This window comes from Paraclostridium sp. (genome assembly GCF_051657365.1).
Taxonomy (GTDB): Bacteria; Bacillota; Clostridia; order Peptostreptococcales; family Peptostreptococcaceae; genus Paraclostridium.
Genome location: NZ_JBOFKN010000218.1, coordinates 1 through 22,983, shown reverse-complemented (window position 1 = coordinate 22,983; position 22,983 = coordinate 1). Strand labels below are relative to the sequence as shown.

20 protein-coding genes are annotated in these 22,983 nt (G+C 28.5%); 5 read left to right on the top strand and 15 right to left on the bottom strand.

Annotated elements, in window-relative coordinates; translation table 11 throughout:
• Positions 1–66: 66 nt before the first annotated feature.
• The 5 genes from ACRCYC_RS16945 to ACRCYC_RS16925 form a co-directional block, all read right to left on the bottom strand.
• Positions 67–897, bottom strand: coding sequence for an energy-coupling factor transporter transmembrane component T family protein (locus ACRCYC_RS16945; protein ID WP_438620279.1), 831 nt, complete (start codon positions 895–897; stop codon positions 67–69).
• Positions 894–2,600, bottom strand: a complete 1,707-nt coding sequence (locus tag ACRCYC_RS16940) for an ABC transporter ATP-binding protein (protein ID WP_438620278.1) — start codon at positions 2,598–2,600, stop codon at positions 894–896. Before ACRCYC_RS16940 ends, ACRCYC_RS16945 begins: the two co-directional genes overlap by 4 nt.
• Positions 2,601–2,612: 12 nt before the next feature.
• Positions 2,613–3,167 carry an ECF-type riboflavin transporter substrate-binding protein gene (locus tag ACRCYC_RS16935; protein WP_438620277.1) on the bottom strand — a complete coding sequence of 185 codons (555 nt, stop codon included), beginning with the start codon at positions 3,165–3,167 and terminating at the stop codon, positions 2,613–2,615.
• A gap of 207 nt (positions 3,168–3,374) precedes the next feature.
• The gene (locus ACRCYC_RS16930) at positions 3,375–5,357 is read right to left on the bottom strand and encodes a YgiQ family radical SAM protein (RefSeq protein ID WP_438620276.1); all 1,983 of its coding nucleotides are present in this window, start codon (positions 5,355–5,357) and stop codon (positions 3,375–3,377) included.
• Positions 5,358–5,529: 172 nt separating this feature from the next.
• Positions 5,530–6,921, bottom strand: coding sequence for an MATE family efflux transporter (locus ACRCYC_RS16925; RefSeq protein WP_438620275.1), 1,392 nt, complete (start codon positions 6,919–6,921; stop codon positions 5,530–5,532).
• A 176-nt stretch (positions 6,922–7,097) separates the two neighbouring features.
• Between ACRCYC_RS16925 and ACRCYC_RS16920 the strand changes: the two genes are divergently transcribed.
• Positions 7,098–7,862, top strand: coding sequence for a sulfite exporter TauE/SafE family protein (locus tag ACRCYC_RS16920; RefSeq protein ID WP_438620274.1), 765 nt, complete (start codon positions 7,098–7,100; stop codon positions 7,860–7,862).
• Between the two features lie 65 nt (positions 7,863–7,927).
• Here ACRCYC_RS16920 and ACRCYC_RS16915 read toward each other — a convergent pair whose 3' ends face one another.
• The 7 genes from ACRCYC_RS16915 to ACRCYC_RS16885 all read right to left on the bottom strand — a co-directional run bounded on the left by ACRCYC_RS16915 (position 7,928) and on the right by ACRCYC_RS16885 (position 16,299).
• On the bottom strand, positions 7,928–8,380 hold the full coding sequence (locus tag ACRCYC_RS16915; RefSeq protein ID WP_438620273.1) for a DUF2383 domain-containing protein: 453 nt from the start codon (positions 8,378–8,380) through the stop codon (positions 7,928–7,930).
• Between the two features lie 53 nt (positions 8,381–8,433).
• On the bottom strand, positions 8,434–9,747 hold the full coding sequence (locus ACRCYC_RS16910; RefSeq protein WP_438620272.1) for an aminotransferase class V-fold PLP-dependent enzyme: 1,314 nt from the start codon (positions 9,745–9,747) through the stop codon (positions 8,434–8,436).
• Between the two features lie 210 nt (positions 9,748–9,957).
• Positions 9,958–11,187, bottom strand: a complete 1,230-nt coding sequence (locus ACRCYC_RS16905; RefSeq protein WP_438620271.1) for a 30S ribosomal protein S1 — start codon at positions 11,185–11,187, stop codon at positions 9,958–9,960.
• A gap of 103 nt (positions 11,188–11,290) precedes the next feature.
• A complete protein-coding gene (locus ACRCYC_RS16900; RefSeq protein ID WP_438620270.1) occupies positions 11,291–12,001 on the bottom strand; it encodes a phosphatase in 711 nt (236 codons plus the stop codon).
• A 134-nt stretch (positions 12,002–12,135) separates the two neighbouring features.
• Positions 12,136–13,530, bottom strand: a complete 1,395-nt coding sequence (locus ACRCYC_RS16895) for an MATE family efflux transporter (protein WP_438620269.1) — start codon at positions 13,528–13,530, stop codon at positions 12,136–12,138.
• A gap of 101 nt (positions 13,531–13,631) precedes the next feature.
• Positions 13,632–14,717: a DNA polymerase IV gene (gene dinB, locus ACRCYC_RS16890; protein ID WP_438620268.1), complete on the bottom strand. Its 1,086-nt coding sequence runs from the start codon at positions 14,715–14,717 to the stop codon at positions 13,632–13,634.
• A gap of 73 nt (positions 14,718–14,790) precedes the next feature.
• Positions 14,791–16,299, bottom strand: a complete 1,509-nt coding sequence (locus tag ACRCYC_RS16885) for a DUF1846 domain-containing protein (protein WP_438620267.1) — start codon at positions 16,297–16,299, stop codon at positions 14,791–14,793.
• A 397-nt stretch (positions 16,300–16,696) separates the two neighbouring features.
• Between ACRCYC_RS16885 and ACRCYC_RS16880 the strand changes: the two genes are divergently transcribed.
• Positions 16,697–17,014: a DUF1540 domain-containing protein gene (locus tag ACRCYC_RS16880; RefSeq protein WP_438620266.1), complete on the top strand. Its 318-nt coding sequence runs from the start codon at positions 16,697–16,699 to the stop codon at positions 17,012–17,014.
• Between the two features lie 104 nt (positions 17,015–17,118).
• Positions 17,119–17,742 (top strand): sporulation membrane protein YtaF, encoded by a 624-nt coding sequence (gene ytaF, locus ACRCYC_RS16875; protein ID WP_438620265.1) that lies wholly within the window; start codon positions 17,119–17,121, stop codon positions 17,740–17,742.
• A gap of 40 nt (positions 17,743–17,782) precedes the next feature.
• Here ytaF and ACRCYC_RS16870 read toward each other — a convergent pair whose 3' ends face one another.
• Entirely contained in the window at positions 17,783–19,126 is a 1,344-nt protein-coding gene (locus tag ACRCYC_RS16870; RefSeq protein WP_438620264.1) for a PTS sugar transporter subunit IIC, read from the bottom strand.
• 48 nt (positions 19,127–19,174) lie between these two features.
• Positions 19,175–19,789, bottom strand: a complete 615-nt coding sequence (locus tag ACRCYC_RS16865) for a hypothetical protein (protein ID WP_438620263.1) — start codon at positions 19,787–19,789, stop codon at positions 19,175–19,177.
• Positions 19,790–19,863: 74 nt separating this feature from the next.
• On the opposite strand from ACRCYC_RS16865, the gene ACRCYC_RS16860 reads away from it, so the two are divergent.
• On the top strand, positions 19,864–20,568 hold the full coding sequence (locus ACRCYC_RS16860) for a MurR/RpiR family transcriptional regulator (protein ID WP_438620262.1): 705 nt from the start codon (positions 19,864–19,866) through the stop codon (positions 20,566–20,568).
• Positions 20,569–20,700: 132 nt separating this feature from the next.
• Here ACRCYC_RS16860 and ACRCYC_RS16855 read toward each other — a convergent pair whose 3' ends face one another.
• Positions 20,701–21,486: a C40 family peptidase gene (locus ACRCYC_RS16855; RefSeq protein ID WP_438620261.1), complete on the bottom strand. Its 786-nt coding sequence runs from the start codon at positions 21,484–21,486 to the stop codon at positions 20,701–20,703.
• Between the two features lie 210 nt (positions 21,487–21,696).
• Here ACRCYC_RS16855 and ACRCYC_RS16850 point away from each other — a divergent pair, with 210 nt between their 5' ends.
• Positions 21,697–22,800: a DEAD/DEAH box helicase gene (locus ACRCYC_RS16850; RefSeq protein ID WP_438620260.1), complete on the top strand. Its 1,104-nt coding sequence runs from the start codon at positions 21,697–21,699 to the stop codon at positions 22,798–22,800.
• The last annotated feature ends 183 nt before the right edge of the window (positions 22,801–22,983 follow it).

Here is a 22,983-nt window from a genome sequence, read left to right as displayed (position 1 = left end):
TAACAAATAAAAAAAGTTACAACGTAAGTATATTGTAACTTACGTTGTAACTTTTTTATTTATATACTATATAAATGGATTATAGAATCTACTTCCATTACTAAATGTTATATATAATGATGCAATTAAAATAGTTATAGCTAAAATTATAACTATATAATCACTACTTTTGAACTTTTTAGCATTATACCAAGTACGCTTCCTCTTATTCCCAAATCCTCTAAGTTCCATAGCACAGCTTATAACTTCTATTCTATCTAAACTAGAAAAAATTAAAGGCATCAATATTGACGATATGTTTTTAAGACGCTTCGTAAGTCTTTCTTTATTAGACATATCTATACCTCTAGCTTGTTGTGCATAAGATATATCATGGTAATCTCTTTGAATATCTGGTATATATCTTAAAGCTATTGCAACTGCATATGCAATTTTATAGTTTAAACCTAGTTTGTTTAAAGATGAAGCAAATTCACTAGGGTCAGTAGTCACTATAAATAATAATGCCATAGGTATAGTTGCTAATATCTTCAAGTTAAAGTTTAATTGATAAAATAATTGTTCAGAAGTTATTGTATATGGCCCTATCAATTTTAATAAATCTGTTCTAGTTCCATATATTTCAACACCTTGATATGGTCCTAATATAAATATAGCAATATTATTTAATAACATAAAAAATAAAATAAAGTATACTATAAAAGCTACATCTCTAAATTTTATTTTAGATATTTTAAATGTAATAATACTAAAAATCAACATAGCAACTAGGACTCTAGTATCATAAGTTATCATAGATGCAATAGACCAAGCTATAAAAAATATTAATTTTGTTGCACCTGTTAATTTATGGATAGGTGAATTTTCTTTTATATATGATAGCATCGTTGTCTTCATACTTGTCTAATCCTCCTATCATAATCAATAAATTTATTTACAAAGCTACGAGGATTATCTAATCCACATTTAACAGCCAATTCATAAACTGATGTTTCCTTTAAATTAGCTTCTTTAATAACTTCTTTATTAGTTAATATATTAGCAGCAGTATCATCATCTAACTTCATTCCATCAGATAAAACAATAGCTCTATTCGTATATTCAAGCATTAAATGCATATCATGTGTAATCATTATGATTGTTACACCTTTTTTATTTAAATCTAATAAAAACTCCATTATCTCATTATAATGTTTAAAATCTTGACCTGCAGTTGGTTCATCAAGAATTATTATTTCTGGATTTAATACTAATATAGAAGCTATTGTAACACGTTTTTTTTGACCATAACTAAGAGCTGATATCGGCCAGTTTCTATATTCATATAATCCACAAACCTTTAACGTATCATATACTCTCTCTTTTATTTTTTCTTCTTTAATTCCTCTAAATCTAAGACCCATTGCAACTTCATCAAATATCATAGTTTTAGATATCATTTGATTAGGATTTTGCATAACTATCCCAATTTTTTCTGCACGTTCTTTTATAGAATCATTGGTAATTTCTCTATTATTTAAAAGTATTTGTCCATTTGTTTGTTTGTAAAAACCACAAATCAACTTAGAAACAGTAGACTTCCCTGCTCCATTTTTACCTACTATACTTACCATTTCACCTTTATGGATTTTAAAAGATACATCTTTTAAAATCGGCTTTTTCTTTTCATAGTGGAAGGATATATTTTTAAGTTCTAATAATAAATCACTATCATTATCATTTTTATATAAATCCTGATCTTCATCCCATTTTTCAAGAATTTTTTTACAATCAGTTACTTGGATTGTGTCTATTCTCCCAGGTTTCATTTCTTTATTTATCTTTACTCCTGCATATTTAAGTGCTGTAATATATAGAGGTTCACGAATACCATTTTTATTTAATAAATCTGATGAAATTAATTCATCTGAATTCATATCAGCTACTATTTCGCCTTCATTCATAACTATTATTCTATCTACATCACAATGTAGAACATCTTCTAGTCTATGTTCTATTATAATTATTGTTTTCTTGGTTTCATTCTTTATTCTATCAATAAGTTCTATAGCACTTTTCCCAGTCGCAGGATCTAAACTAGCTAATGGCTCATCAAATAATAATATATCTATATCATCCACAGTAACTCCAGCAAGGGTTACCCTTTGTTTCTGACCTCCAGATAAGCTATATGGCGAAGAATCAAGTTGATTTTCTATTCCAACTAATTTTGATACCTTATCTACCATAGACTTCATTTTCTTTTGAAGTGTACAGTCATTTTCTAGCTTAAAAGCTATATCTTCAGCAACTGTTAATCCTATAAACTGGCTATCTGGATCTTGAAGTACCGTACCTACAACTTTTGATATTTCAAAAATACTCATATCCTTTGTTTCTTTTCCCATTATTTTCAAACTACCTTCACTAGTTCCTTGATAATAAAATGGTGTTAGTCCATTTATACAATGAGCCAATGTACTTTTTCCAGAACCAGATGGTCCTACTATCAAAATTTTTTCACCTTCATGTATTGTAAGATTTATATTCTTTAAAGTAGGTTTAGCTTGAACTCTATATTTAAAAGTAAAATCTTTGAATTCTATTATTTTCTTCTTCATCTGTATCTCCTTTTATAGTTCTCTATCTAAACTTCCTGTAGGTATCTTCGTTTTAGCATAACTTTTAATTATAGCAGTTCCTAAAATAGCTACCGTTAGTATATTTCCTGTTCCACCTAAAAAACCTTGTAAGTATACTTTAGATGCAGGCTCTGCATAAATTACTATATCCAGCGTTGGAGCTACTACAAACCAAGCAAGAGCATTTGCTATAATTTGAGTTATATTAAATAAAATTATGTCTTTTTTGTTAAACTCTCCACCACTGATATTAATTTTTTTAGATATAAGACCTATTACTAAACCAACTACTGCCGATGCTATAACCCAACTAAACCATGGTGACCCATAGAAAATGGCATCTTTTAAACAATGGCCTATAAGACCTATCAAAAATCCTGCTAAAGGGCCATACATTAGTGCCATTAATGCTAAAAATGCATATGCAGTTTCTATATTTGTATTTGGAATCCCTGTAGGTATAGAACCAAAACGACCAAGTATCATAAATACTGCAGATCCAATTCCAATTGCAACTATAGTTTTTATAGTAAGTTTATTTCCCATGCACTCCTCCTCCTTTTCTTTTTTAATATATATTTATATCGATTTAAAAGGAATTTTTATACTTATTATATTGTATAATATTCCCTATAATTTTAATTTTTTTCGATTTTTGTCATAAGTTTTATTATAAGTAATTTATCGAAACTTGTCAATTTGACTACAAACAATAAAAGAACCTGCTTAATTTTAATTAAACAGGTTCTTTATCTATCTTTTCTTTCTTTTTGGTTTACTTGAATTATTGTTTCTACCACTTTTTTCAGTTCTAGAATTATTGTCTCTAGAACTTTGGCTTCCACGCTTTCCTTTATTATCTTCTTTTCTCTTTCCTCTAGAAGATTTATTTGATGAAGCTTTATTTTTATTGCCGTAATTATTATTTCTTGGATATTCACCTTTTGGTTTTATTAAACATCTTGGTCCAAATCCGATTAAGTCTTCTCTTCCAGCTTCCACTAAAGCTGCATGAACTAAATCATAATTTCTTGGAGCTCTATACTGAAGCAATGCTCTTTGCATAGCTTTTTCATGTTTAGATTTTGGAGTATATACAGGCTTCATAGTTAATGGATCTATTCCTGTATAAAACATTGTTGTTGATAATGTTCCTGGTGTTGGGTAAAAATCTTGCACTTGCTCTGGTTGATACTTTGTATCTCTTAGATATTCAGCAAGTTCTATAGCCGAATTTAATGTTGACCCTGGATGCGAAGACATTAAATACGGAATTATATATTGCTTTTTACCAACTTTTTCACTTAATCTAAAGAATTTATCTCTAAACTTATCATATGTGTTTCCTGCTGGTTTTTGCATATGTTCTAGTACTTCTTCCGCAATATGTTCTGGTGCAACCTTTAATTGTCCACTTACATGATGTTCAACAAGTTCCTTAAAGAACTTATCATTTTTATCCGCCATTACATAATCGTATCTTATACCTGAACGTACAAATACTTTTTTAACTTTAGGTAAACTTCTTACTTTTCTTAAAAGTTCTAAGAAATCTGTATGATCTACTTTTAAGTTTTTGCAAGGTTCTGGATGTAAACATTGTTTGTTTTTACAAGCACCTTTAGTTATTTGCTTTTTACAAGCTGCATCTCTAAAATTGGCTGTAGGTCCACCTACATCATGTATATATCCTTTGAAATCCTCTAATTCAGTTATATATTTAGCTTCTTCTAATATAGATTCATGACTTCTACTTTGTACAGCTCTTCCTTGGTGGAATGTTATCGCACAGAATGAACAACTTCCAAAGCATCCTCTTGAACTTACTATACCAAACTTAACTTCGTCTATTGCTGGTATTCCACCCATAGCTTTATACATTGGATGATAATCCTTCGCATAAGGAAGTGCATAAACTTCATCTAATTCTGCTCTATTTAGTGGCGGTTCTGGCTTATTTTGAACTAAATATTTATCTCCATGTCTTTGGATTATAGCTTTTCCTCTATATGGATCTTGTTCATCATATTGAACTTTAAAAGCTTTCGCATACTCTTCTTTACTTGAAGAAACTTCTTTAAATGATGGTATCTCTACATAATCTTCATATATCTCATCTTTGCTATCTGCTATATAACAAGTACCATTTATATGTCTTATATACTTTGGTTCAAATCCATCATTTAATGCATTTGCTACTTCTACTATTTGTCTTTCACTCATACCATAAACTAACAAATCAGCTTGACTATCTACTAACATAGATTTTCTTACTCTATCACTCCAATAATCATAATGAGCAAATCTTCTTAAACTGGCTTCTATTCCACCTATTACTATTTTTGCATCTTTATAAGCTTCTCTTATTTTGTTACAGTAAACTATAACTGCTCTATCTGGTCTAAGACCCATTTTAGCTCCTGGAGAATACATATCTTTATCTCTATGCTTTTTACTTACTGAGTAATGATTAACCATAGAGTCCATATTTCCAGAGTTAACTAAAAATCCTAATCTTGGTTCACCTAACTTCATAAAATCATCAGTACTCTTCCAATCAGGTTGTGCTATTATACCAACCTTATATCCTGCATTTTCTAAAACTCTAGATATTATTGCAGTTCCGAAACTATGATGGTCTACATACGCATCTCCTGTTACTAAAACGAAGTCTACCTGTTCCCAGCCTCTATCAATCATATCCTGTTTGCAAACTGGTAAAAATTTATTCGTCATTCAATCACCTACTTATATGTCATTTATATTTATTATTAACTAGTTTTAATAAGTCAAATCAGTTTTACTATCTAAGTTTCTATTATACCATTAACTTAGTAACTATATATATGATTTTTTATTTCCAAATTAAAAAGTGCTAATTCTTTTAATTAGCACTTAACTTAGAATTTTATCTTAAAACCGTTTTAGGTTTAACATTATGTTCTGAGCTTTTATAAAGTTTATTAGTTTTTAATAAATATAAATAAACGCCTATTAATAATAAGCCTTTAATCACACTTGATATACTTATACTCCACCAAACTCCACTTAATCCTAAAATCTCTGGTCTTGATAAAAAATATGCCATTGGAACTCTTGCTCCAGTTAATATAGTCAGTATTATTGATGGTATATAAGTTCTACCTATCCCTTTAAATGCTCCTGATGTTATTATTTCTACACACATAAATAATTGTGAATATCCTAATATTTTAAGATAACTTGCACCTTCATTTATTGTTTCAGCTTCATTTATAAATACTGTAAATATCTGTTTTCCTCCCAAAATTAAAATTAAGGTTGTAACTATCCCTAATGCAGTACCTATTGCTAGTGTTATTTTAAAACCTTTATTTATTCTATCATACTTACTCGCTCCATAATTTTGACCCACAAAACTACTAAGAGCCACTGCAATTCCATCAGCTGTCATCCATGAAATTGCTTCTATTTGAGCCCCTACTTTTTGTGCAGCTATTGCAACTGGTCCCCAGGATGCTACAACTACACCAAGTAGCATTGCAAATATAGTAAACATGCCACCTTGTATAGCCACAGGAAGCCCCAATCTACCTAAAGACTTATAATAATTTAGCTCTATATTCTTAAATAATTTTAATTTAAAGTGTTCATCTTTTCTCTTTATAATCATCAATATAAAACAAATCGTTACGACAAACTGAGAAAACACTGTGGCTATAGCAGCCCCAGCTACACCAAGTTTGGGAACTGGACCTATTCCAAGTATTAATATCGGATCTAATATTATATTGGTTATAAGTCCTATAGTATTTATTCTAAATGGGGTTTTGCTATTTCCCATACCATTAAATATAGCTGTTAAAACTGGATTTATAAAATAAAATATCATTCCTATTGCAACTATAATTAAGTATTCCTTAGCCATTCTTATGACATCTACATCTCCTAAGTTGAAAAATCCAATTAGACCTTTATTAAATATTAAAAGGACTAAAGTATACATTAAAGCTAAAATAATATTTACTTCTATCGCAGCTTTTATATATGACTTAGTTTCTTTTATATCATTTTTTCCCATACTTTGGGCTACCTTAACTTCTCCACCAACTCTAGATATAGCTATAAATGCCATACCTAACCATGGAAAAAATCCAGCTGTTCCAACAGCTGCTACTGCGTTACTTCCTGCTTTTCCTACCCATATCATATCAATCATATTGTAAGCCATTTGTATAAATGACGTTCCCATTATAGGTAGTGACAATTTTATTAATTTTTCTGTAATTCTACCTTCTGTTAAGTCGACTCTCCCCTGCAAACTTGCCACCTCTCTCTTTATAGAATTTTCTGAAATTTCTCATTTACTATATTAATAATAGCTATATGTCATAAATTTTTCCATATTTATTTTTAATTTTATTTCATTGTGTAAATCTTACTATTATGGGAATAAATATATTATTAGATTTCTTATTTTTTAATGGAGATGAGTTTATGGGCAGTATTATTATATTTATACTAGCAGGTATTTTAGCCGGTATAGGAATAGGGTTAGTAGGACTATCAGCTGCATCAATTATTACACCTATGCTAGTAGCTATTTTAGGATTTGATGCATATAAGGCTATAGGTATAGCTCTAGCTTCAGACGTATTAGCCGCTGGTTCTTCCTCAGTTACATATTTCAAAAATAAAAATATAGATATAAAAAATGGAATCATAATGATGATATCTACTATGATTTTTACATATATATTTAGTTATTTTGCTAAGTATATTCCAAGTAATACGCTTGGTTCGTCATCTATGATAATGACTATATTACTAGGTATAAAATTTTTAACAAAACCTATAGTAGCTTCTAATAAAAAAATACAAACAATTAAAAATCCTAAAAAACAAATAGTTCTATCTATATTTTGGGGTGCATTAGTTGGAATAGTATGTGGTATATTGGGTGCCGGTGCCGGAGTTATGCTCCTTTTGGTTCTAACTAGCATACTAGGATATGATTTAAAATCAGCAGTAGGAACTAGTGTATTTATAATGGCGTTTACTGCTTTTACCGGAGCATTTGCACATATTATACATGGAGGAACTAACTTTAAAGCATTAATCATATGTAGTATATGTGCTTTAATTTCATCTAAAAGTGCCTCTAAATTTGCTAACAAAACAAATAATGAAAAACTTAATAAAACTTCAGGTGTATTTTTAATAGCATTTGGTGTAATCTTACTTCTAATAAAATTTTTATAATAAATCTTATTTAAAAATAGGTATTATTTAAATAGATAAAACTACTTAAATAATACCTAAAATTTTTATAGAGATTTATATAATTTATCAAGTCTATTATTTATAACCTTATATTCACTAACCATTTCATTTAAATGTTGGAAAATACTTTTATCTAAATTTTCATTTTTATATGAATTAATCATATTATTACCACCTTCTATCCCCATATCTACGGCACTTATAGCATGCTCTAAAACTTCTTTATCACTATCTATAAACATATCTTTTAGTTTTTCAAACATACTAGCCATTTCACCTGCTATCCCTAGTGAGTCAGCTGGTTCTCCACCAAGCTTTTTTATATATGAACTTACTTTTTCATCTTGTTCTCTAAATATAAACATAATACGACTTAATTCATTTTTAACTTCCTGACTTTTAGCTTTATCTTGATACACTCTAAAAGTATCTGCTCCCATATGGATTCCTCTTAAAAATTTGTTTAACTCCATTATCAATTCTTTATTTTTATCCATTCAAATCACCTCATCATTAGTTTCCTTCTAAATGCTAACTTTATTCATTTATATTAGAATATATTACGCTCAAATTTTCTACATCTATTAATCATAAATTCCATAGTATTTAAAAACTCATCAACCTCATCACATGTATTATAAAGTCCGAAACTTGCCCTAACCATTCCTGCAGCTTTACAATCACGAGTTAATAAATCTTGAGCCGCTTGATCTGTTATACCTAATAGTCTTCTAACATACGTATGAGCACAAAATGCACCTTGCCTAACAGCTATACCTCTAATATACGATAGTCTATCTGCGACAACATCAAAATTTATTCCATCTATATTAAAAGGAACTACTCCTAATCGTTCTGTACAATTAGAATTTCCGTATAAAACTACCCTATCTATATCTTCTAAACCCTTTATTAACCTGTTTTTCAAAATTTCTTCATGTTGTTTAATATTCTCTAATCCTATCTCCTTTAATTTGTTCATGGCAGTATATAAAGCTACAACGCCTAAATAATTAGGTGTTCCTGCTTCAAATTTAGCTGGCAAATCACTCCAATATACATCATAATCAAAAACTAAGTCTACAGCTCCTCCACCTTTTAAAAATGGATCCTTATTCTCTAATCCATCTTTAAGCCCTATAACCAATCCACTTCCATATGGAGCATACATCTTATGTCCCGATAATGCTAAATAATCTATAGAGTCACCATCTCCAGTTCCTTTCATATTTATCTCTCTATGAGCAGCTAATTGAGCAGCATCTACAATAATTTTAGCGCCATATTTATGTGCCGTTTTTGCTATTTCATTTATAGGATTTAGATATCCAGTAACATTCGATGCACCTGTAATTGCAACAAATTTAACCTCTCCATTATGTTTTATTAATTCTTTCTCTATATCTTCTACTTTAAGTTTTCCTTCTTCATCAACTTCTATATATATTAAATTTGCATTATATCTCCAAGGTAAATCATTAGCATGATGTTCCATTCTAGTAGTTATTACTTTATCATACTTACTATTTAACAGTGTGTTTGCTAATAAGTTTATTCCTTCTGTTGTATTTTTAGTGAATATAACTGTGTATCGCTCATCATTATCTAAATTGAAAAATTCTTTTACATAGTCTCTACATTTTTCATACACTCTAGTTGAATACTCTGATTTTGGTCCTTTTCCTCTTCCTATTGATCCATACATTTGCATATGCTTAAAAATTTCTTTATCAACACATTTTAATGGAGGTGTAGTTGCTCCATTATCAAAACATATAGGAGTTACATAAGCTCCATCTGCTAATTTTATAGTCAAATCTACCCCATCAAACATATTTCTATAATTCATTTGATTTATAGCCATTTTTATTCCCCCTATATAAAAAGTTTATAAATATAAAAATAGTCATTATTATTCTTTTATATTTATATTCGAATTTATATTATAATGTTCATTTAAATATTTTTTGAAAATCTACATATAATAATAATGCATCTTATTTCCCTCTCATTTTCCTAGTTTAAAAGCAATAAAAAAAATCCGTATACTTTAATATACGGATTTTTTTATTATCTATTTTAAATTTTTAAATTTTTCTTTGAATAATTCACCTAAAGATCCTAACGAATCTTCAGTTTCTAAAAATTCAGAGTAATCTTCTTCTGGCTCTTTTGTAGCTTCTTTTAATGAGACTACCATTCTCTTATCTTTATTTTTTATATCTATTATCATAACATCTATTTCATCTCCAACGTTTATAACATTAGATACTTTCATAACTCTTTCTTCACTTAACTCAGATATTGGTAAGAAAGCTTCCACTCCAAGTTTAACTTCAACAAAAGCTCCTCTTTCTATAAGTTTTAACACTTTAACATTTACTATATCCCCAACTTGCATCTCTTCTCTTACAGAATTCCATGGATCATTATTTATATCTTTTATCGCTAATCCTATTTTTTTATTTTCTTCATCTATCTTTATAATATATACATCTACTTCTTGACCTTCTTTAACTATATCTTCAACTGAATCTACTCTATGCCAAGCTAGTTCATTTATATGTGCTAGACCTTCTATTCCACCTAAATCTATAAATGCTCCATAACTCATTATTTTACTTACTTTCCCAGTTCTCTTTTGACCTACTTCAAGTGATTCAAATAAATCTTCTTTAGCTTTCTTTATTCTTGCTCTCTCTGCTTCTTTTTCTACTTTAGCTTTAGCTCTTTGTTCTGCTTTTTCTGCATTTACTCTTTCTTGTGCTACTTCTCTGTGAGATGCTACTATTCTATTTCTTCTTAAATCAATTTCTATCATATAAACTTCTAAATCACGGCCTACGTATGCAGATGTATTATTTACAAATGTAACGTCTATCTGAGATAATGGTATAAATACAGTTTCAGTTTTATATTTTGCGAATAATCCTTTATCTATACTTCTCTCTATATTCATCGTTAATATGGTATGATTATCTAAGGCTTCTTTAAGTTCTTTTCTAGTAGCTTCTACTACTGCTTTCTTTGCTGATAGATATATAGTTCCATCTTTACGCTGTACCTTAGTTATTTCACCACTTATTTCTTGTCCTATTTGATATTTATCTTTTATCTCTTCATTTTTAGCTAGTACAAGTTCAGAAGCTGGTATAACCCCATCAAATCCATGATCTAATTCTACTCGAATCTCATCATATAATACTTTAGTTATTTTACCAGTTGTAATTTGCCCGATCTTTAAACTGTTCATTTCTTTTTCTTGTTGTTCTAAAAGTTCTTGCATAGTTTGATTGTTATCCATTATTTTCCATCCCTTCCTATGTAAACGTTTATACAAAATTTGTATTTAATCACCTATTATTATATCACTAACATTTAATTGTTTATATTAATAATTAAGCTTCTTATTTAAAAAATATTTCTTTTATATGTTCTTCGTTAAAATTCACCACTAAATTTCCTGGGAAATCTACTTCTTTCAATATTTTCTCGCAATTTGTAAAATCTCCAACTTGATAATAAATATGAGCATCACTTCCTAAAATAACTTTAACCTCATGTATCTTACATAACTCAAGCATTTTTTTTGCGTTTTCAATAGCCCCCACTCTAAAACTATTAGCTCTTAATGATGAATTATTTATTTCTAATAAAACATTTGTTTTTTTTGCTTTTTTTACTACTTTTTCATAATCTACAGGATATCTACTATCATCTAAATGACCAATTATTTTCACTTCATCATTATCCATTACATTTAAAATAGCTTTAGTATTAAGTTCTTTGCATCCTGATGTTATACAAGGTGGATGAAAACTAGCAATTACATAATCTAATTTACCTATAATATCTTTTGGTATATCTAAATTGCCTTCAAAATCCATAATATTTGCTTCTATACCTTTTAACATCTTCACTCCATTTATTTCTTCCTTTATAACACCTAAGTTTCCAAAATAATATGGATGTGTACTTCCAGGCATCTCTGGCGCATGATCTGAAACTCCTAAATACTTTAATCCTTTTTCTTTAGCTTCATCTATATTTTCTTTTAAAGAACTATATGCATGTCCACTTGCTATAGTATGACAATGCAAATCTATAATTGCTTTCATATCTAAGCCTCCTAATATGTAACTTTTACTTTCATTACATTATATAATAGTTTTGTATTTTTTACCAAAATATATATATTAAAAAAGCTATGATAATAAATATACTTTATTATCATAGCTTAATTTAAAATTTTTTATTCTTTAGTTTGACTCATTTCAAGATTTAATTGCCCTGAATGACTACCTGATAATGTCTTTTTATAGAAAATACTAAAGCATACTATAGTCGTAAGAGCTGCAAGTATATCTGCTATAGGTTCTGCTGTTAATACTCCTTGTAACTTATTATCAAAGAACATAGGTAGTATGAAAATTAACGGTATTAATAAAATTATTTTTCTAAGCAAAGCTAATATCATAGATATTTTTGCTTGCCCCAAAGCAAGAAATGTCTGTTGACATGCTATTTGTGCTCCAAATATAAATATTCCTGCAAAGTAAATTCTCATACTCCATACCGTTATTTCTACAAGTTGAGGATTACTATTAAATATAGATACATATACTTGAGGGAAAAACATAACCGTTCCCCACATTACTGTTGTATAAGTTATACAACTTATTATTAATAACTTAAACGTCTTTTTAACTCTATCTAAGTTACCAGATCCATAGTTAAAACTTATTATAGGTTGAGCTCCTTGAGTTAAACCTGTCATAGGAAGAATTATAATTTGCATAATACTACTCATTATAGTCATAGCTCCTATAGCTAAGTCTCCTCCATATTTAGCAAGATTATTGTTCATAGATATAATAACTAAACTTTCTGTTGATTGCATTATAAAAGGAGATATCCCTAAAAGTAATACAGGACCTACTACCTTCATGCTAGGTACTAAATATTTTTTTCTTATTTTAAGAACACTCTTCTTTCCACTTAAAAATAATAATACCCATATAGCTGAAACAAACTGAGCTGTGATAGTAGCTAATGCAGCTCCTTTTACGCCCATTCCTAGTCCAAATATAAAAATAGGATCTAGTACTATATTAATCACTGCTCCTATCATTACTGTTAACATTCCTGTTTTTGCAAATCCCTGTGTATTTATGAATGGATTAAGCCCTAATCCTATTTGTACAAATACAGTTCCGACAAGGTATATTCCTATATAATCATTTGCATATCCTATTGTCTGCTCACTAGCCCCGAATGCCCAAAGTATATCTTCCTTAAATATTAAAAATGATACCGTTAAAATAATCGATATTATTAATAGAGTAGAAAAACTGTTAGTCATTATTTTCTCTGCTCCGTCATTATCCTTTTCTCCCATTTTTATAGCTGCTAGCGGAGCTCCCCCCATACCAACTAAAGCACTAAAAGCTGATACTAACATTATTATTGGAAATGCAACTCCAACTCCAGCCATAGCAATCTCTCCACTTGGCATTCTTCCTATAAAGATTCTATCTACTATGTTATATAATACATTTACTAACTGTGCTATTATAGCAGGTAAAGCTAATTGAAATAACAGCTTTCCAACACTGCCTTTCCCTAAATCTGTAGCTTGTTTTGCCATATATTAACCTCCATATCAAATTATATTAGTTTATATAATATCATATTTATAATAAAATATAAACATTTTAATTTAAAATATTTATATTATTTAATAATAAATTATAATTTATCAAATAGGGATAAATTCATGTAATTCTCTTGCCCTATATCTAATAAATTCGATATAGTAACACCTATTAACCTTATTTGTTTATCCTTATTTTTAATTTTTTCTATAAGCATATTTGTATTCGATAATACATCATCATACGTATATATAGGTTCTTTCAAAGTATATCTTTTAGTTATTTGCTGAAAGTCTTCATACTTAACTTTAATAGTTATAGTTTTCCCACACTTATTTATAGAACATAATCGTTTACATACATCTTTTACAACTTCATTTATATGTTCATTTAATTCATCTGAGTCAAAACTCACATTAGAAATAAATGTACTTTCTGCACCTACAGACTTTCGTTCTCTACTCATTTGTACTGGTCTATAGTCAATTCCTCTAGCGAAATTATACATGTCGTAACCTCTTTTTTTGAAAACTGTTTCTAATTGCATTAGGTCCATATGTCTTAAATCATACCCGTTGTTTATTCCCATCAGCTTTAAAGTCTTTTCAGTTACTTTACCTATACCAAAAAACTTTTTTATAGGCAATTTGTCTATAAAATCTTGAGCTTTTTCTGGCGTTATTACAGTTAATCCATTTGGCTTTTTATAATCTGATGCAATTTTAGCTAAAAATTTATTATATGAAACTCCCGCTGATGAAGTTATTCCTATTTCCTTATATATTTCATATTTAATTTTTTTAGCAATTGTAGTTGCAAATTCTATATTCTGCTTGTTTTTAGTAACATCTAAATAAGCTTCATCTAAAGATAAAGGTTCAATTATATCTGTATATCTTTTAAAAATGTTTCTGATATCATGTGAAACCTTATGATAAACATCAAATCTAGGAGGTACAAATATAGCATGTGGACATCTTACATAAGCAACGTTAGATGGCATCGCTGAATGTATTCCAAATTTTCTAGCTTCATATGAACAAGTAGCAACTACTCCTCTACCTTCTGGACTACCTCCAACTATAACCGGCTTTCCTCTTAGATCTTTATTATCTCTTTGCTCTACAGATGCATAAAAAGCATCCATATCTATATGTATTATCTTTCTATTAATGTCCAATGTACTCCTCCTCATTTTGTATAAATTTAAAAACCGTATTGCAAAATATTTTACAATACGGTTTTATTATCTATTAATTTTGATATAAATTAGCTGATGGATATTCTGGGTCACACGTTGTATCCATACCTAATTTTCTAAATGTTTGCTCATCATTTACATTTAACATAGTAGTTGCATGAGCTTGAGCTCCTTTAAGCATTGGTAATTTTTCCATCGCTGCTTGAGCTGTTGGATTTGTAACTGCGCATATACTTAATGCAGTTAATACCTCTTCACAACTTAACGCAACATTTCTATTCCCTAAAGTATTAGCTTTTAAATTTATAATTGGTTCTAAAACAACTGGAGATATTAAATGCATATCATCATTTATATCTGCAAAATGTTTTACTGCATTTAATACTGCAGCTGCTGTTGCATTCATATTTTCAGAAGCTTTCCCTGTAAGTATAGTTCCATCACAAAGTTCTAAAGCAACTACTGGACATATATCATTAGGTGTATTAGAAGCTTCTTTTAACTTAGCACTGTAATTTCTAGCAGGTATAACTACCTTTCTATCTTCAGGCTTTAAGTTTAATTCTTCCATTATTAATTTAATTCTATCGTAAGCTCCTTTATCAACTTGTCCTTTTTTATATTCACAAGCTGTTTTAAAGTATCTTCTTATTATCTCTTGTCTTGAAGCTTCTTGAACTACTTCATCATCAACTATTCCATATCCAACTCTATTAACACCCATATCTGTTGGAGATTGATATACTGATTCTTTTCCTGTTATCTTTTCTATTATTTTCTTTAAAACAGGGAATAGTTCTAAATCACGATTATAGTTAACTGACATTTTTCCATATTTTTCAAGGTGGAATGAGTCTATCATATTAACATCTTTTAAATCTACTGTTGCAGCTTCATATGCTATATTTAAAGGATGCTTTAATGGCACATTCCATACTGGGAATGTTTCAAATTTAGAGTATCCCACTTCATTTCCTCTTTTGTTCTCATGGTAAAGTTGACTTAAGCAAGTTCCTAACTTACCACTATTTGGTCCTGGTGCTGTTACTACTACTATAGGCTTAGTTGTTTCGATATATGGATTAGCTCCATACCCTTCATCACTTACTATAGTATCAACATCACTTGGATATCCTTTTGTTGGCGCATGCTTGTATACTTTTATACCTCTACGCTCTAATTTATTTATAAATACTGTTGTTGCAGGTTGTCCTTCAAATCTTGTTATAACAACACTGTTAACATCTAGTTCATATGCTCTTAAATCATCTATAAGTCTTAAAACTTCCATATCGTAAGTGATACCGAAATCTCCTCTTATTTTATTTCTCTCTATATCGCCTGCATAAACACATATTACAACTTCCAGTTTATCTTTTAAATTTTGTAATACTTTTATTTTTGCATTTTCATAAAATCCTGGTAAAACTCTTTTAGCATGAAGATCAAACATTAACTTCCCACCAAATTCTAAGTATAACTTGTCATAGTTGTTAACTCTCTCTAAGATGTACTTAGATTGTTCTTCTAAATATTTTTTGTGGTCAAATCCTATTTTCATTGTAATTCCTCCTAGATAAAATCTTAAATTTAGTAGATATTTCTTCAAAAATAAATTAAAATTAAATTAAATAAAAAATAAATAGATTACAGCAATTACATATACGATAACTCATATCATAATTCATATAACTATAACCCAATTTAAAGTAAAATAATATCATAAATTTTTATATTTTTCTAGTGTATTTTCAAAATCAGTACAAAAAAAAACTAACTCAATGAGTTAGCGTAATAGAAATATCTACTAAATATTTAATCTATTTATCTTAGGACTTATTATTCTAAATCATTTAAAGACTATTTGCAATATATTTTTTTAATTTCTATTCAATTTTCAGTATATTTTTTCCAGTTTAATTTAATACTATATTTATTTATTATTCGGAGGTGTTTTTTTGGTTAAGTGTTTAGCTACAAACTGTACTTTTAATAATTCTGGGATATGCAATGCATCTGTAATCAATATGGAAGGTTTTGATGCAAATATTACCCCAGAAACTTATTGTAAAACTTTTATAGACAATTCTAATCAATCTACAATATCAAACTCACTACATAATCCTGAAGCTTCATCTAAAAATATAATATGCGGTGCATCTAATTGCATGTATAACTTTAATGGAGCATGTAAATCTTCAGAAGTTCAAGTTAATTCACTAAATAATACTTGTGAAACTTTTATACAAAGAGATTATAGTCATTACGAATATTAAATAAAAGGCACCTTATATGGGTGCCTTTTATTTATTCTAGTAACTAATTTGTCCTCATTCTAATAATATATACTAACTACATCATTAGAATAGGAGGAAATATATTGTTAGAATCATTAATTTTAGTTTCTTCTTTATGCATAGATACCTTTGTGGCTAGTATTGCTTATGGAACAGATAGAATTAAAATTCCATTTGCTTCAAATATTGTAATAAATATGGTTTGTTCTTTATTCTTAGCTATATCTTTGTCTTTAGGTTCTATTTTAAAGGAATTCTTATCACCTGAAGTAGCTTCTACACTTAGTTTCACTTTATTATTTACATTAGGAATATTGAGATTATTTGAGTCATTTTTTAAAACCTATGTTCAAAATTTTTCTACTTTGGGAGCTCCTTTAACATTTAAGTTATTTGATTTTAAATTTGTATTGGAAATTTATGCAAATGAGACTAAAGCTGACTATGACAAATCAAAAAACCTTACACTAAAAGAATCTATCTATCTAGCTGTTGCACTTTCTTTAGATAGTATAGCTGTTGGATTTGGTAGTAGCCTAGTTAGTATAAATTTTTTTCAAATTTTAATTTTATCTTTTTTAATAGGTGTACTATCTTTGTTTTTAGGTGTCTATATAGGTAAAAAATTCATAGAAAAGATTGATATAAATCTCTCATGGTTATCTGGATCTATGCTTATTTTATTAGCTATATTAAGATTTATATAAAATAAAAAGAAGTTTGTAATAATTACAAACTTCTTTTTATTTAAATTAATTCTAAATCATCAAAACCTAGATCATCATCTGAATTATTTTCTTCTAACTCCTTTTTTATCAAGTTACTCTCATATACTTTAAAAAATGGATAATATGTTACTATGCTTATAAGTACTAAGATACATACAAATATTACATTTCTTATATCCATAGATGATAAATATGCTTGTGCAAAGAAAGGTGTAAAAGATGGATCAACTATATATCCACAAGTTATAAAACCTATCTTTTGAGCAAAATAAGTAAGTGTTACAGTTATAATAGGAGTTACTATAAATGGTATAGCTAATATAGGATTAAATACTATAGGTCCTCCAAAAATTATAGGTTCATTAATTCCACAAATCCCAGGAACTATCGATAATCTTCCAAGAGACTTTAAGTGTGTAGATTTACTTTTCGCCATTAATAATGCTAGCCCTAAAGTATTTCCTGCTCCTCCTAATATTGCAATTCTAAACATTTGTAAATTCATTATAACATTAGCATCTTGTCCCGCTGCAACTAAATCTGAGTTTATCCCTGTATTACTAAGTCCTAAAGCAAAAGCTATTGGAAATATTATAGATGTCCCATTTACCCCAAATAGCCATAATACATTTCCAAAAGTTATAAGTAACAAATACCCCCATAAATTATCCGCTATATTAAGTGCAGGTGTAAGTATATTCATAATTGATTGTGGCAAACTATCCCCAGTATTAGCCATTACTATTACATTTAATCCATATAAAATTACTATATTTAAAAGTAATGGTACCAATGTGTTTATAAAAGATGCTACAGCTGATGGAACTGAACTTGGTAAATTAAATTTCCATTCCATTTTATCAACAAATCTTGTTATCTCAACTGATGATATCCCTATTATAATAGCTACAAATAACCCATCTGCTCCTAAAAATGACATAGGTATATTACCTTCATTACTTGGTGCACATATCATAAAAAATAGTGAAGTTGATATAAGTCCTGACATAGCAGCATTCATTTTATAATCGCTCGCTAATGTATATGCTATCGCAAAAGCTGACATCAACCCTAATAATCCCATAGTCATATCAAATGGAGCTGTTATAGTAGTATAGTTTTCAACCGCAAATTCTTTCCATGATAATAAGAACTTAACAAATATATTTGCATTGTTAGGATCAACTAATTCTGGATTTATAGGAGGATTTGCTATTATTAAAAATAAAGATCCAACTACGATAAGTGGTAGCGTCATCATCATACCAGCCGATATAGCATTTAGATGTCTCTGACTTCCAATTTTAGCTCCAATAGGTGATAACACTTTATCTAGTTTTTCTAAAAATTTATTTTGTCCCATTTTAATATAATCTCCCTTTATTATATTTTACACCTTAGTTTATATGTATTACTCTTGCCAAGGATTATATTTAAAAGCACTTTCTACCGAATCCTCTGGCTTATAAACTTCTAATATCTTTCCATATCGTTCCTTATAATCATTATCAACTTTCATTTGTGGTATAACTTTGCTTGCTTCATTTAAGAAATGGAATGAATCTCTTCCCATCTCAGCCCCTCTAACCGTATGCTTATCAAGAGCGTAATCAGGTATTTCCGGAACTCGACCCATAGCAAATCCTTTTATTACTATATTTTTTAATAAGTCGCTTGAACGATCTTTTTCACAATTACATAAGTATCTTATTGCATGTATAAAATATATAGGTCTATCTCCATCCGCATAAGAAAATTGTTTTCTCATTTCATATAAATTATTAACTATTATACATGCTGTTGGATCACCCATACCTATATCCTCTACAGTCATAGTTAAAAGTCTTCTCCATAATTTTTCTTCCATCTGAGGAGATGTTATATACATTTCGTAAGCAAATTCACAAGCTTGTTCTTCAAGTCCTCTTCTTATAGATTTTTGAAGTGCTGATATAACCTCATCTCCATTTAATCCATTACGAGTTTTTATTCTTGCCCAAGGATCTTTTACAAATTTTTCAGCCATGGTGACTACCTCCATACAATTTTTATTTATATTTTATATAAATTCATATATAATAACCTTTGAGGTGGTTTAATATGAATTTTGAATATCTTTGTGATAAATATCAACTATCTAATATAGAACAAAACATACTACAATATTTATATAATAATATTGATAACTTAAAAAAAATTGGTATACGTAAGGTTGCTAAAGATAATTTCACTTCTACAACCATTATATATAAACTATGTAAGAAGCTAGGATTTGAAGGCTATTCTGATATGATTTATAATATATCTTACTCAAGAAAACCAGAAGATTTAGATTCTTCTATTGATATATTTACAAATGCTTCAAATCAAATAGATTTAAATTTAGCTCCGTTATCTAATATACTTAAAAAATCAAAAAATAAATTAATTATGCTCCTTGGAGTTGGTTATTCTCAAATGATTGCAAACTATATGAGTGAGCGATTTGTCATAAATGGATTTAAATGTATTGCAAATACTCACTTGCAATTATTAAGTACTTCCCATAAAGATGATGTCTTATTAATTGTAATATCAAATTCTGGAGAAAGTTCAAGCATATTAGAAGTTGTAGCAACTGCTAAAAGTAATGGAATTCAAATACTTAGCTTCGTAGGAAATGAAAATTCAACACTTGCTAAAATTTCAGATTTCCCTGTAATTTTAAAAGGCTATGAAAATTTTCCTAGTTTAAAAAATACACCCAATACATTTTTCTCTGAAGTTTTGTTATTATTTGAATGTTTTATAAGTAATATAGATTAATGTTCTATTAATGTAATCATAATATTTTTCTAATTTAATTAAAATACATTTGCTTATTTTAGAAAAAAGTTTTCAAATAAAAAACATTTTACAAAAAAGCTCCTTTTAGGAGCTTTTTTTATTACTTATATATTAAAATAGTCTTCTTGCTTTTATATATTGCTTACTATAATATCCCTCTAATTTTGAGATAATAACTTTCATAGTTGTCCCTGAAGCAGCATGTATAAATTCATTATTTCCTATATACATACCTACATGAGATACATTAAAATCATTTATTCCTTCAGTATCAAAAAAAATTAAATCTCCTGGTTTTAATTTATCTCTATCTACTAATTTTCCATAATTACTTTGATCTTTAGATACTCTCGGAACATTTATTTCTAACTGTTTTTTAAATATATAGTATATAAATCCTGAGCAATCAAAAACATTTGGTCCATCAGCTCCCCAACTATATTTACAATTTAATTTTGACTTTGCTATATCTATAGCTTTTTTTATGCTATCACTTATCGCTGTATCATCAATACTTTTGTCGTCTAAATATTTACTTGCTACATATCCCTGTTTATTTTCATGAATTATATTTGACCATCCATTATTTTCATTTATAAATTCAACCTCTTGTCCCTTTGTTAAAACTTTTATTATGCTATAGTTTATATTTGGGCCTTTTCTGAAATTTAATCCATCTACATTTACTACTTTTATTTTTTTCTTTTCTTCCTTTTCTTCAATTAAATATTTACTCGCTACATATCCATTCTCATTTTTATATATTATATTTGACCATCCATATAGGTCATTTACTACATCTACTTTTTCGCCCTTTGCTAAAACTCTTATTATATTATGATTCATTGTTGGCCCTTTTCTAAAATTCAACCCTTCTACATTCACAGTCTTTATCATAAAAAACACCTCTTAAATATTATTATCTTTATAATTTATGAATTATTTAAAATCTCGGTTACAAAAATATGATTTTAAATAATATATTGTATATATATTATTTAAATATTGTTAATAATTAATAATATAATTAGTATTAATACAGTTATTATGATATTATTAATTAAGTTGTCCGTAATTAAATTAGCGATATTTTGAGAGGTAAATAATATGAATTTTAAAGAATTAGGAATCAATGATAATACAATAGAAACCCTAAAAAAAATGGGAATAACTACACCTACACCTATACAAGAAGAAAGTATAGAATTAATAAAATCAGGAACAGATGTAATAGCTGAGGCTCAAACAGGAACAGGGAAAACATTAGCGTTTTTACTTCCAATATTTGAGAATATATCAACAGATCTTAACCATGTTCAAGCACTTATAATATCACCAACTAGAGAGCTTGCAATTCAAATAACTAAAGAAGCTGAAAAACTTAGTGAAAATACAGATATTAACTTATTGGCTATGTATGGTGGAAAGGATATAGGTGCTCAACTAAAAAAATTAAAAAGAAATATACATTTAGTTATAGCTACTCCTGGAAGATTACTAGATCATATAGAAAGAGAAACTATAAATCTTAGTAAATTAAAAGTTATAGTATTAGATGAAGCAGATCAAATGCTTTTCATGGGATTTAGAAATGAAGTAGAAACTATACTTAGACAAACACCTAAGAATCGACAAGTATTATGTTTTTCTGCAACTATGGACTCTGCAGTTAAAAAATTAGCGTATAGATATATGAATAATCCATCAGTAGTAAGTGTAGAAAAAGAAGAAATAACACTAACTAATATAAAGCAAAACGTAGTTGAAACTACAGATAGAAGAAAACAAGATGCACTATGCTCTGTACTAGACAAAGACAATCCTTTTATGGGAATAATATTTTGTAGAACTAAAGCTAGAGTTGATAAACTAGAAGAAGGTTTACATAGAAAAAAATATAACTGTGCTAAACTTCATAGTGATATAAAACAGTCACATAGAGAAAGAATAATGAAGTCATTTAGAAACGCAGATATACAATATCTAATAGCAACGGATGTTGCATCAAGAGGACTAGATATAAGCGGAGTATCTCATGTGTATAACTACGATATCCCTGAAAATGCAGAAACTTACATCCATAGAATAGGAAGAACAGGAAGAGCCGGAGAAGAAGGTTACACATGCATGTTCGTAGACCCAAAAGACCACAATACATTAAAAGAAATAGAAGATGCTATTGAAATGGAAATTCCAAGAAGAGAAGTATAAAAAAAGAAGTGCAAAAGCACTTCTTTTTTATTTATCTTTTATTTTTTTTTATTTCATACTATACCGCATAATATTTTATTGATTTTACAGAACTAGGTGATTAGTTATATTTGCAGTGCAGAAGTCATTTAAAACATCTTCTCAGTTTTATGACTCCAAACGCAAATATAACTAATCACCGCC